The sequence below is a fragment of the Edaphobacter aggregans DSM 19364 genome (assembly GCF_000745965.1).
Lineage (GTDB): Bacteria > Acidobacteriota > Terriglobia > Terriglobales > Acidobacteriaceae > Edaphobacter > Edaphobacter aggregans.
Genome location: NZ_KN050791.1, coordinates 51,887 through 63,928, shown reverse-complemented (window position 1 = coordinate 63,928; position 12,042 = coordinate 51,887). Strand labels below are relative to the sequence as shown.

General features: G+C 62.1%; 11 protein-coding genes. 4 read left to right on the top strand and 7 right to left on the bottom strand.

Annotated elements, in window-relative coordinates:
• Positions 1 to 19: 19 nt before the first annotated feature.
• From Q363_RS34900 to yoaA, 4 genes are all read right to left on the bottom strand, one after another.
• Complete coding sequence (locus Q363_RS34900; protein ID WP_035359740.1) at positions 20 to 703, bottom strand: 7-carboxy-7-deazaguanine synthase QueE; 684 nt, start codon at positions 701 to 703, stop codon at positions 20 to 22.
• A gap of 8 nt (positions 704 to 711) precedes the next feature.
• Entirely contained in the window at positions 712 to 1,089 is a 378-nt protein-coding gene (gene queD / locus Q363_RS34895) for a 6-carboxytetrahydropterin synthase QueD (protein WP_035359738.1), read from the bottom strand.
• Positions 1,090 to 1,189: 100 nt separating this feature from the next.
• On the bottom strand, positions 1,190 to 1,435 hold the full coding sequence (locus Q363_RS34890) for a hypothetical protein (RefSeq protein WP_035359737.1): 246 nt from the start codon (positions 1,433 to 1,435) through the stop codon (positions 1,190 to 1,192).
• Between the two features lie 8 nt (positions 1,436 to 1,443).
• Complete coding sequence (yoaA, locus tag Q363_RS34885) at positions 1,444 to 3,489, bottom strand: DNA repair helicase YoaA (protein WP_051979776.1); 2,046 nt, start codon at positions 3,487 to 3,489, stop codon at positions 1,444 to 1,446.
• A 125-nt stretch (positions 3,490 to 3,614) separates the two neighbouring features.
• Between yoaA and der the strand changes: the two genes are divergently transcribed.
• The gene (gene der / locus Q363_RS34880) at positions 3,615 to 5,411 is read left to right on the top strand and encodes a ribosome biogenesis GTPase Der (RefSeq protein WP_035359735.1); all 1,797 of its coding nucleotides are present in this window, start codon (positions 3,615 to 3,617) and stop codon (positions 5,409 to 5,411) included.
• Positions 5,412 to 5,722: 311 nt separating this feature from the next.
• Here the strand turns inward: der and trmFO are convergent, their stop codons facing one another.
• A complete protein-coding gene (gene trmFO, locus Q363_RS45215; RefSeq protein WP_035359733.1) occupies positions 5,723 to 7,228 on the bottom strand; it encodes a methylenetetrahydrofolate--tRNA-(uracil(54)-C(5))-methyltransferase (FADH(2)-oxidizing) TrmFO in 1,506 nt (501 codons plus the stop codon).
• A gap of 342 nt (positions 7,229 to 7,570) precedes the next feature.
• Here trmFO and Q363_RS34870 point away from each other — a divergent pair, with 342 nt between their 5' ends.
• Complete coding sequence (locus Q363_RS34870) at positions 7,571 to 8,071, top strand: YqjF family protein (protein WP_342667488.1); 501 nt, start codon at positions 7,571 to 7,573, stop codon at positions 8,069 to 8,071.
• A gap of 252 nt (positions 8,072 to 8,323) precedes the next feature.
• On the opposite strand, the gene Q363_RS34865 is transcribed toward Q363_RS34870, so the two are convergent.
• The gene (locus Q363_RS34865) at positions 8,324 to 8,830 is read right to left on the bottom strand and encodes a GNAT family N-acetyltransferase (protein ID WP_035359731.1); all 507 of its coding nucleotides are present in this window, start codon (positions 8,828 to 8,830) and stop codon (positions 8,324 to 8,326) included.
• A 118-nt stretch (positions 8,831 to 8,948) separates the two neighbouring features.
• Positions 8,949 to 9,647 carry a hypothetical protein gene (locus tag Q363_RS34860; protein ID WP_035359730.1) on the bottom strand — a complete coding sequence of 233 codons (699 nt, stop codon included), beginning with the start codon at positions 9,645 to 9,647 and terminating at the stop codon, positions 8,949 to 8,951.
• Between the two features lie 57 nt (positions 9,648 to 9,704).
• On the opposite strand from Q363_RS34860, the gene Q363_RS34855 reads away from it, so the two are divergent.
• Together Q363_RS34855 and lpxK are read left to right on the top strand one after the other, a co-directional pair.
• The gene (locus tag Q363_RS34855) at positions 9,705 to 10,997 is read left to right on the top strand and encodes a 3-deoxy-D-manno-octulosonic acid transferase (RefSeq protein ID WP_035359728.1); all 1,293 of its coding nucleotides are present in this window, start codon (positions 9,705 to 9,707) and stop codon (positions 10,995 to 10,997) included.
• A complete protein-coding gene (gene lpxK / locus Q363_RS37355) occupies positions 10,994 to 12,031 on the top strand; it encodes a tetraacyldisaccharide 4'-kinase (RefSeq protein WP_051979775.1) in 1,038 nt (345 codons plus the stop codon). Before Q363_RS34855 ends, lpxK begins: the two co-directional genes overlap by 4 nt.
• The last annotated feature ends 11 nt before the right edge of the window (positions 12,032 to 12,042 follow it).

Below are 12,042 nucleotides of genomic sequence, written 5' to 3'. Positions count from 1 at the left end.
GAACTCGGACGTTGCCGAGTTACACGCCCTTCTTCTGCGGCTCCCAGATGAACTTGTGGATCTGCAGCGAAAGCCTTGCCGGTAGTCCGTCTTCCAGCATCCACTCCACCAGCTTGCGCGGATCGAGCGCCATGTTGTCGGCCGTCCGCAGCGGAGAGGGCACCCTCTGGAACGCCGGCGACAGCAGAATCTGTCCCGCCTTCTGCTCGAGCGCATGCTCGCGGATAAAGTCCCGCGCGAACTCGTAGTCGGCGCGGTCGGAGACGACAAACTTCACCTCATCGCGCTTTGTCAGAGCATCGAGGTTCTCCGTCCGAAATGAGTTCGCGGCCGAACCCGAGCCGGGACACTTCACATCGACGATCTTGTGCACGGCCTTCGGCACATCGGCCAGCGGACGCTCGCCTGAGGTCTCGATCATCAGGGTGTAGCTCTCGGCAAGCAATCGATCCATCAGGGGCAGAAGCTCACGCGCCTGCAGCATCGGCTCACCTCCGGTGAACTCCACCAGCCTGCAGGGGGCTAGAGCCTCGATCTGCGCGACGATCCCGTCCTGCGTAAACGGCTTGCCTCCGCCAAACGTGTACTCCGAATCACACCACGCGCAGCGCAGGTTACAGCCCGCGAGCCGCACAAAGATGCACGGCAGCCCGGCGAAGGACGACTCGCCCTGAACGGATTTGTAGAGTTCGATTAGATGCATGGCAGATGTTATTCGTAGTAGCGGGCGAAGCTCGTGTCGGTCTCGTACAGGGTGCAGTCCTTCACCTTCACGCGGCCTGCGGTCATGTCGCGGAGTTGCTTGGCTGTCTCTTGGTAGAAGTAGCGGGCCAGATTCTCCGCCGAGGGATTGACCGTAGTAAACGGCTCGAGATCGTTGATCATCTGGTGATCGAGATAGTCAACCACGGGGCGCATCACCTGCTTCAGCAGCTTGAAGTCGAGCAGCAGTCCAGCTTCATCCAGTTCTTCGCCGACCAGGGTGACGTACACCTTGTAGTTGTGGCCGTGCGGATTCTCGCACTTGCCGCGATAGTTGCGAAGGTAGTGGCCGGAGGAAAAACCGGCTTCTACGGTGACTTCAAACATGGGATTTCAGATACCTTTCAGCATGCCGCGCGAAAGCCTCGATTTTTGCGGGTGATCCAGCGCGCCTGGCCACTCTCTATTGTAACGTCTCTGCGCCGAACTAGCGCCCTCGCCGGTGACGCCGCTCCTCTTCGGCGCGGCGCTCCACCTGCTCGAACAGCGATGACAGGATGCCTGCAAGAGCCACCACCAGCGACACGACGAACAGCGCCAGTCCCGTCGTCCGCCATAGCGAGACATCGCCTGGCGAACCCGGTTGCTGCGCAATGTTCGTATACGCCAGGCCGCAGGAGATCAGCGCCAGCACCAGCAGCGTTCCAGCGAGTATGTAAAGGTTCCGTCCCATCGCTGACTCTATTCTACGGGTGCAAAGAACGCCTCGACATCGCCGATCTCATCCGTTCGCCGGTATGGAGGAAGGCTCTCGAGGAAGATGCGCCCATAGCGCTGGCGCTGGACGCGCGGATCGAGCAGCATCAGTACGCCACGATCCTCGAGGGAGCGAATGAGCCTCCCAAAGCCCTGCTTTAGCGTGATGACCGCGTTCGGAACCTGATAGTCGAAGAACGGCTTGCCTCCAGCTTCCTCGATCGCGCGCATCCGCGCCTCGACGACTGGATCGGTTGGCACCGCGAACGGCAGGCGGTCGATGATCACGCAGCTTAGCTGCTCGCCCTGAACATCAACGCCCTGCCAAAAGCTCGACGTTCCGAAGAGCACAGCGTTCGGCGTCTCGCGGAACTGCTGCAGCAGCACATGCCGCGGTGCGGTTCCGTGCAGCAGCAGCGGATAGGGCAGCTCGGCCAGCATTCGCTCGTAGATCGTCCGCATCTGGCTGTAGCTGGTGAAGAGGCAGAAGGCGCGGCCCTGCGTAATCTCGAGCACGCGGCGAATCCGCTCCGCCGCGCGCTCGGTGAAGTCGGGTTCGCGCGGATCGGGCATCGTTGGAGGCAAGTACAGCAAGGCTTGCCGCTCGTACTGGAAGTGCGAGGGCACAACCAGTTCACGTGCCGTGACAAGACCAAGACGCTTGCGGATGTGGTCGAAGCCTCCTGAGACGGTCAGGGTCGCCGAGGTCAGCACCACGCTCGAGTAGCTGTCGAAGAGCGCCGTCGAGAGCAGCTCCGAGACGTCGATTGGCGTCGCCTGCAGATGCGTGTTGAAGGCCGTGTGACCGTGGCCGCGCGCAAAGTTACGAACGCCGCCGACCGCCCGGCGCTCGATCCAGAAGACGGTGTTGTGGTCTGTCGACTCGAGCAGGAAGGAGAGATGCGCACGGATGTCTGCGGCGCGCTTGCGCAGGCCCGCCGACTCTTCAACGTTCTTCACACGCTCCAGTTCGCCTTCGAGCCGCGTCAACGCGTTCAACGTTGCGGTGTAGTAATCGCCGCTCTCCTCAAGGAAGTCGGCGCGGTTGAGGAACGGCATTCGGCCTGAACCGTTCGCCTGATCGGGCAGCGCGGAGAAGAACATCCGTGAGCGGTTCTGCAGTGTTGAGCAGGCGCTCTCAATCGCCGATGTCGAGGCCTGTTTCGCCCGGAGCATGATCTCGACGTCGCGCACCAGTTCATCGACGCGCTGCGTGCTCAGGCCGATGCCGAAGTAGTTCGACGCGACCTCTTCGAGTTCATGCGCCTCGTCGAAGACCACTGCGGCAGCCTCAGGGAGAATGCCTGCATCGGGCGCGTTTCCGGCCTGCTGCTTGATGCTCAGGTCGGCGAAGAAGAGGTGGTGATTGACGATGACGATCTCGCTCTCGAGAGCCTTCCGGCGCATCGCCGTGATGAAGCAGCGTCCCCAATCGGGGCAGCTCTGGCCGAGACACGCCTCGGTGCGCGCGTCGAGCTTGTGCCAGAGCGCGGAGGTCTCGGGCAGCATGTCGATCTCGGCGCGATCGCCGGTCTCGGTGGTCTTCTCCCAGGCGGCGATGTGGTGGAACTGCTCGATCTCCTCGAGACCATTGAGCAGCGGATTGTCGCGCAGTGCATACAGCTTGTGACGGCAGAGATAGTTGCCGCGGCCCTTCATGTAGCAGATCTTCAGCGGGCCGAGCAGCGACTCGAGGAACGGCACGTCTTTGAAGAAGAGCTGCTCCTGCAGGTTCTTCGTTCCGGTCGAGATGATGATGCGCTGCTGGTTCTCGCGGGCCTTGCGCAGAGCGGGCAGAAGATAGGCGAGCGTCTTTCCGGTTCCGGTTCCGGCCTCGACGATCAGGTGGCGCTTGTCGGCGAAGGCCTTCTCGACGGCGCGCGCCATCTCATACTGACCTTTGCGGTGCTCGAAGGCCAGCGAGGAGCGCGAGAGAATTCCGCCGGGCGCGAAGAACTCGTGCAGCGATGGCAGACGCTCGCCGGGTTCGAGAGCGGCGGGAAGGATCGTGATGGGCGTGGTTGAGGACACGGGCGAAGAAGCGGCAAAGACGACGCTGGTTTCTATAATAGACAGGTTATGTTGCGCCGCCGGCTAAGTGGCGATTTTGGAGTCATCTCGCAGCCCGAGGGCGCGGGAGAAAGCTGGAACCCTCCGTGGCAAAGAACGAGCAGAAACGACTGGGCAAGAAACACCGTCAGGCCAGCACACGGCCCAAAAAGGGCCGCGCGCCGAAGGTTGCGCCGACGACTGGAGCGATCGATCCGCGCAAGCGTAAGCAGCTTGCGGCGAAGAAGGCTGAGGCCGAGAAGCTGAAGCGAGTTCCGAAGCGGTCGCCGGAGTTCGAGGCTCGCGTGACGTTGCGCGGCGACCAACGACGACCTCCGAAGAGCGTCAGGCCCGCGACTGCGCGCCCGCAGAACGAAGAGGCGGACGAGCAGCGTGGCTGGCGTGAGGCGGAGTTCGAAGCGACGCGCTACACCACTGACGGCGCACGTAAAGAGTCCGCAGATGCTGTTGACGCGAAGTCTCCACTGATTGCCATCTGCGGGCGGCCGAATGTGGGCAAATCGACCTTGTTCAACCGAGTTACGGGCTCGCGGCGCTCGATCGTCGGAGACGAACCCGGCATTACGCGCGACCGCATCTATGGCGAGATCGATTGGGCCGGGCGCATCGTTCGGGTCGTCGATACGGGCGGCGTGATTCCTGATGATGAGGCGCTGATTCCGAGCGAGATCTTTCGACAGGCTCAGGTGGCGCTCGAAGAGGCTGACGCGATCGTGATGGTCGTCGACGGGCGGACAGAGCTGGCTTCGCCGGATATGGAACTGTCGCGGCTGCTGCTGCGCGGCGGCAAACCGTTGTTTCTGGCCGTGAACAAGATGGACTCGGCCGAGTTGCTGGCGGGCGCGGAGAACTTCCGCTCGCTTGGGTTTCGGAATGTTCTACCGATCTCGGCGGAGCATGGGACCGGCGTCGGCGACCTTCTGGACGAGGTCTTTGCGGCGCTGCCTGCGGAGACGGTTGCTGAGGAGCCGACTGAGGTGATGCTGACTATCGAGGGCGAGATGGCCGAGGACGAAGATGGTCCTCAGCCGCGGCGTCTGCGTTCGCATGGCGAGTACGAGCAGCTCGAGACGAAGATCGCCATCATCGGGCGGCCGAACGTTGGCAAGTCAACGCTACTGAACGCGCTGACGGGCACGAAGCGGGCGATTGTTTCACCAATTGCGGGGACGACTCGCGATGCGGTGGATGAGGTTGTGCAGCGCGACGGACACAGCTTCCGGTTTGTCGATACGGCGGGAATTCGCCGCAAGGGCAAGACGAAGCTGATGGCCGAGAAGCTGTCGGTCATCATGGCGCGCAAGCATCTTGAGGCGGCGGACGTTTCCCTGCTGCTGATCGATGCGGTTGAGGGCGTTACGGCTCTGGATGCGAACATCGGCGGTTATGCGCATGAGAGCGGGCGAAGCGTGATCATCGTCGTGAACAAGTGGGACGCGGTGACGACGAACCGGAGCGATGGAAAACCTGCGGCGGACAAGAAGGTTTACGAGCAACAGGTTCGTGATGCGCTGAAGTATCTGGACTACGCTCCGCTGCTGTTCATCTCCGCGATGGAGAACAAGGGCGTCGATCAGGTCTTCAAGAAAGTCGGACTTGTTGCTCGCGAGCGACGGAAGCGCGTCTCGACGGGGAACATGAACCGTTTTCTGGAGAAGGTGGACTTCCAGAAGGCTTCGGTTCCGATGTCGAAGCGGGTGAAGATCTACTACATGACGCAGGCTGCGGTCGCGCCTCCGACGTTTGTGCTGTTCACGGACAAGGATGTGAAGCTGCACTTCAGCTTCGAGCGGTTTCTCGCGAACCAGATTCGGGAGAGCTTCGGGTTTATCGGCTCGCCGATCTGGTTCAAGATCAAGGCTCGGAACAAGAAGAAGAAGTGACCCCCTCCCCCCTGTTTTGCGCAAGGTACTGATTTTGCGTGGCTTAGTCTCTTGGGTGCAGCGTAAAATATTGCATTCAAAGGGTTTAATACCAAAAATGTAGAAAACAAAAGAGTTAGGCCCGCGATTGTCGCGGGCCTAACGGCTTTCTCGATTGCTGTATTCAGTATATCGAACTGATGGTAATTCATCGGCAACTTGGATCTTTATTGGTTTGTGTGAGATACGGGAAAGTGGGGCTTGACAAGGTTTTTCCACAGCCGGGGGGGGGTGGGGCGCTTCGAGCGAACTACTGAGATTCTTCGCTGCGCTCAGAATGACGGCGTAAGGAGGTTGCGGATAAGGCCTGGTGCGTGCAGCCAGGTGGTCCAGGCTTCGAGGGCTCGTTCGCACTGGATGCGGTGGCGTTCTTTTTTGTCGCGGATCTTGCGGCGGAGGTCTTCTTCGAGTGGGGGGAGGAGGTCGAAGGTGATGTTGGCGGGTTGGAAGGATTTGGCTTCGCTGTGGGTGATGTAGTGGGTCAGGCTGCCGTTGGCGGTGAGGCGGGGGGCAGGGGCGGGGGTTCGGCCTTGGGCGAGGGCGGCGGCGAAGCGTCCGGCGAGGAGGCCGGAGGCGATGGATTCGGTGTAGCCCTCGACTCCGGAGAGCTGGCCGGCGATGAGGATGTCGGGTCGGGCGCGGAGCTGGAGGGTTTCGGTGAGGACGGAGGGGGAGTTGATGTAGGTGTTGCGGTGGATCTGGCCGTAGCGGAGGAATTTGGCGTTCTCGAGGCCGGGGATGAGGCGGAGGACGCGGGCCTGCTCCCCGAACTTGAGGTGGTTCTGGAAGCCTACGAGGTTGTAGGAGTCGGCGCGAAGGTTCTCCTGGCGGAGTTGGACGACGGCGTAGGGCCACTTGCCGGTTTTTGGGTTGGTGAGGCCGGCGGGTTTCATGGGGCCAAAGCGGAGGGTGTCACGGCCTCGGCGGGCGGTCTCTTCAATGGGGAGGCAGCCTTCGAAGTATTTGGGTTGGGGGGTGGCGGTTGCAGGTTGCGGGTTGCCAGTTGAGCTGCTTGCCCTTTCTTCTGCAGCCTCGGCGTCACCGGAGAAATGCGGGGGTTCTTCGCTGCGCTCAGAATGACGAGCATTGAGAGCACTCCCGGGGATTTGTTCCCATTCTTTGGCGGGGACGGTTTCGGCGGCGGTGAGGGCTTCGAGGAAGGTGTCGTATTCCTCTTTGGTGAACGGGCAGTTGATGTAGTCGGCGGTGCCTTTGTCCCAGCGGGCGGCGAAGTAGACCTTGTCCATGTCGATGGTGCTGGCGTCGACGATGGGAGAGATGGAGTCGTAGAAGGCTAGGTGGCTGGAGCCGGTGATGCGCTGGAGTTCGGCTGCGAGCGGCGGTGAGGTGAGGGGGCCGGAGGCTAGGATCGTTAGGGTGTCTGGGTCTTCGGATTCCTCGGGAAGGCTGGTGATCTCTTCCCGGACTACGGTGATGCGCGGGTTGTCTTCGATGAGGCGTTGGACGCGCGCGGAGAAGTCTACGCGGTCGACGGCGAGGGCGTGGCCGGCGGGGACGGCGGAGGCGTCGGCGGCGGAGAGGAGGAAGGAGTTGGCGCGGCGCATCTCCTGCTTGAGGAGCCAGGGGGCGGAGTTCTCGCTCTCGGACTTCAGCGAATTTGAGCAGACTAGCTCGGCGAAGTCGGAGGTCTGGTGGGCCTCGGTGGAGCGGAGGGGGCGCATCTCGTAGAGGGTGACTTCGCAGCCGAGGGAGGCGGCCTGGAGGGCGGCCTCGGGGCCGGCTAGGCCGCCGCCGATGACTTTGATCTTCTTGGGCAACTTTACTTCCTTGCGCTTCGCGTGCGTGAAAAAGCACGGCTTGCGCCGTGCTGGTGGTTCGCCGGAGGGACGGCGATTAGATGGTGGGATTGAAGGAGACCAGGATGGTGACGAAGATTACGCCGAAGGTGATGACGAGGACGGGCCACCAGGTGTCGATCCAGGGCTCTGATTCGTGGGAACTCATCTGAGATTTCTCCTTTTCGTTTTTGAGTTTAGCTGAGAGAGTGGGTCGACTCAAAGTTTTGAGGTCAAACGTCCTGCGAAGCCCATTCATGGGCGCGGTGAGACTGCGCCACGAATGGGGTACCCCTCAGGATAGATCGTTCTTGCGAGGCGCTGATGAAGACAACGACATTTCTCTCGGCGGAGTGGCGCCAGCTCTTGATGGCGAACTACGTTGTGGATGAAAATCTGCTTTCACCTTATCTGCCTGTCGGCACGGTACTAGATCTGTACGAAGACAGGTGTTACGTGAGTCTGGTTGGATTTCTTTTTCAGAACACAAGGTTGCGCGGATTTCGCGTGCCGTTTCACGTGGAGTTCGAAGAAGTGAACCTGCGGTTCTACGTCCGAAGGGGCAATCGCCGTGGCGTCGTGTTTATCAGAGAGATTGTGCCTCGGCGGGCGTTACAGCTGGTAGCCGAACACATTTATGGGGAACCTTATGTCACAGCGCCAATGCGGCATGAGTGGAAACGGAGTGGTGAAGAACTCACGGTGAACTACGGATGGAGAATTGGTGGCCGATGGCACCAGTTACAGGCGACTGCCTCATCGACTGCCGTACCGGTACCACACGGTAGCGAAGAAGAGTTCATTACAGAGCACTATTGGGGCTAAACGGCACGACGCGGAGGATGGACCTCAGAATACGAAGTTTCACATCCACGATGGAATGTCTATGAGGTAAAGAGTCATTCCGTTGATGTGGACTTTTCCGTCGTCTACGGTGAGGGCTTTTCATGCCTGAACAGGATGAAACCCTATAGCGTTTTGCTGGCGGAGGGTTCGGAGATACTGGTCCGTTCCGGCACACGACTTGAAGCAGACGAAGAGCGTGCCATTGCGCTTGTAAACAGATAGTTTGCACGGCTATTGGGGATCGTTGTCCGCAAGAGCTTTCAGGGCTTCGCCGTCGATTCGCATGATGCGCCACTCGTTGAGCATGTGGGCTCCCATCCGTTGGTAGAAGTCGATGGCGGGCCGGTTCCAGTCGAGCACGTGCCACTGGAAGCGGTCGCCGCGGGCGAGGGCGATCTGGGCTAGGCGGGCGAAGAGGGCTTTGGCGATTCCACGGCGGCGGAACTCTTCGCGGACGAAGAGGTCTTCGAGATGGAGGCCGGCGTTGCCGCGCCAAGTGGAGTAGAAGGGGAAGTAGAGGGCGAAGGCGGCGGGTTTTCCTTCCCACTCGGCAATAAGGCAAGAGAAGACTTTTGTTTCGCCGAAGCCGTCGCGGAGGAGGTCGGCTTCGGTGGCGACTACGGCGTTGGGTTCGCGCTCGTAGATGGCGAGGTCGCGGATGAGGGCGAGGATCTCGGGGACGTCGGCGGGGGTGGCTTCGCGGATGAGGAGAGACGATGTTGTCTGGTCGGTTGCCATGCTTTGACAGTCTAGCCGGGTGAAGGCAAACGCAGATCCTTCGACTGCGCCTCTCGCGATGCGAGAGGCTTCGCTCAGGATGACACTTTGAATTTTAGGGTTCGATCGAGAGAAGAGATTAGTTTTTCGTCGAGTCCTTCTGGGATGGGGACGGATTCGCGGCGAGGGCTTTGTTGAAGGGGATGGAGAAGGCGAAGAGCTCTTTGCCGGCGCCGGTGTGGATCATCTTGACGTAGATCTGGGCGCCTTTGAGGGGGGAGATGTTGGAGTCGTCGTCGAGGTCTTTGATGTCGTAGAAGAGGTAGCCTGCCTCGGTGGAGTGGGGCGCGATGGTGGTGGATTTGAAGCCGAAGTCGTCGTCGTCGGCGATGATCTTCTTGTCGACGGGGGCGTGGTGGAGGGGGATGCTGGTAAGGGGGATCTTGGTTCCCTTGGCCTCCTTGAGGGAGAAGAGGCGGCGGTTGAGGTCGTCGAGGGTGGCGGCGGGGAGCTTGTCGTTGTTGGCGGAGATGAACTGCATGCGGACCTCGGTGAGGTCGAGCGAGGTGTCCGATTCGTTGGTGATGATGACGCGGACGGGGATGAAGGAGTGGCGGATGTAAGGGAGGCGGAAGAACTCGCAGTCGTTGGGACGGGTGCAGGGGTCGATGGCGATGGAGACGTGGTCGTCGGGGTGGGAGTCGAAGGCGGGGTATTGGCTGGCGGCGCGCGCGGGCGGGGCCTTTTTGCCGGAGGCGAAGGCGGGTGAGGCGAAGAGGCCGAGGGAGACGAGAACGAAAAGTAATGTCTGCAAGGTACGGGACCGGTAGGACTTCATGGGTAAGTTGATTATGATCTTCGCTGGTGGGGCTGGTAAAGGGAGAGGAAGAGAGGGTTGATTCTGGGGGTCTATAGCGCGCTGTTGGCGGCGGTTCTGGTGCTGGGAGCGCCGTGGTGGCTTGCTCGCATGGCGACGAGCGGGCGGTATCGCGCGGGGCTTGCGGGGCGGCTGGGGATGATTCCGGCGGGGCTCGAGGAGGCGGTGAAGGGGCGGCGTGTGGTGTGGCTGCATGCGGTCTCGGTGGGCGAGGTGATGGCGGCAAGTGAACTTGTGCGTGAGCTTGGTCGCGTGCTGCCGGAGTGGGTGATCGCCGTCTCCACTACGACTGAGACGGGGCAGCGGCTGGCTCGTGAGCGGTTCGCCAGCTTGCCGGTGTTCTATTTGCCTCTGGATTTTGCGTCCGTGGTACGGCGTTATGTTTCGGTTCTGCATCCTAATTTGATCATCCTGATGGAAAGTGAGCTGTGGCCGAACCTGATGGACGTGTGCGCGGAGCAGGGCGTTCGGGTTGCCGTGGTGAATGGGCGGGTTTCGGACAGGTCGCTGCCGCGATATCTGCGGCTGAGGCGCCTGTGGCGGCCGCTGCTGGAGCGGGTCTCGCTGTTTCTGGCGCAGAGCGAGGAGAATTCGCGGCGGCTGGTGAGGATTGGGGCCCGCGCGGAGCGGGTGCGAGTCACGGGCAACCTGAAGTATGACGTGAAGGCCGCGGGCGAGAGCGTGATGACGAAGCTAATGGCGGAGCGTCTGCCAAGGGGGGCGAAGGTCGTGGTGGCCGGGAGCACGCTCGAGGGCGAGGAGAGGATGTTGCTGGAGGCTTGGCCGCGTGTTCTGGAGGCTGCGCCGGGAGCAGTGATGGTGCTGGCTCCTCGGCGGCCGGAGAGGTTTCAAGTCGTGGCGGCGTTGGTGAGCGAGAGCGGGTTTGCGGTGGTGCGGGCGAGCGAGCTGCGCGAGGGTGCGGGCGCGGTTGCTCCGGGTGGGGTGGTGCTGCTGGATACGATTGGGGATCTGGCTTCGGTGTACTCGCTGGGGACGGCGGCGTTTGTGGGTGGGAGCCTTGTGGCGACGGGCGGGCATAATCCTCTGGAGCCGGCTCGGTTTGGGGTTCCGGTGGTGATGGGGGAGTCGAGCGAGAACTTTCGCGAGATTGTGGAGGCGATGCGGGCCGACGACGGGATTCGTGTGGTGAAGCCGTCGGGGCTGGCGGAGACGCTCGTGGAGTTGCTCAAGGACGGCGGGGAGGGCCGGGCTGTGGGCGAGCGCGGGCGGAGGGTCTTCGATGCGCAGGCGGGAGCAACGGCGAGAACGGTGGAGGCTCTGCTGGGTCTGGTGAAAGAGGCACGGGCATGAGCGCGCGGAGGCCGTGGCTGGCGCCGCTGGCTCCGATGTACGGCGCGGTAGTGACGGCGAAGCGGCGGATGTACGCGTGGGGATGGCTGAGGCAGAGACGGCTGCCGGCTCCGGTGATCAGCGTGGGGAGTGTCTCGGCGGGGGGCGCGGGGAAGACGCCGTTTGTGGCGATGCTGGCGGGGATTCTGCGGAGGAGAGGATATGCGGTGAGCATTCTGACGCGCGGGTATGGGCGGACGTCGGAGCTGATTGAGCGGGTGGAGCCGTACGACGATCCGGGATGGCATGGGGACGAGCCGGTGCTGCTGGCGCAGCGCTCGGGGGCCCCGGTGTTTGCGGGGGCGGATCGCTACAAGGCGGGGCTGCTGGCGGAGCAGGACCGGCACGACGAGAAGATCGTGGTTCACCTGCTGGACGATGGGTTTCAGCATCTGAGGCTGGCACGCGATGTGAATATCGTGCTGCTGACGCGCGAGGACGTCGAGGACACGCTGCTGCCGGCGGGGAATCTGCGCGAGCCGATTGCGGCGGTGGGCGAGGCCGACGTGGTGGTGGTGCGGGAGGAAGAGGAGGCGGCGCTGAAGGGGACGCTCGATGATCTGCGCGGGCGCGGCCATGAGTTCGCGGTGTGGGAGATCCGGCGCTCGCTGACGCTGGGCGAGTTGGGGGAGCGGCTGCCGACGCTTCCGCTGGCGTTCTGCGGGATCGCTCGGCCGGGGAACTTTACGAAGATGCTGACGTCTTCGCGCTATGAGCCGGTGGAGACGGTGGCGTTCGCGGATCATCATCCGTATGCGGACCCCGACATTGCGCGGCTGCTGGAGCGGGCTCGGCATATTGGCGCGAATGGCTTTGTGACGACGGAGAAGGACTCGGTGAAGATTACGTCGGAGATGCGCGACCATCTGGAGGCGGTGGGACCGCTGATCGTCGCACGGCTGAACGTGGAGCTGTTGGACGAGAAGGAGGCTCTGGCGCAGCTGGTGGCGATGGTGGGGCAGCTGGACCGGCGCAAGGGGCTGGGACGTGCGTGAGGGCTGGACGT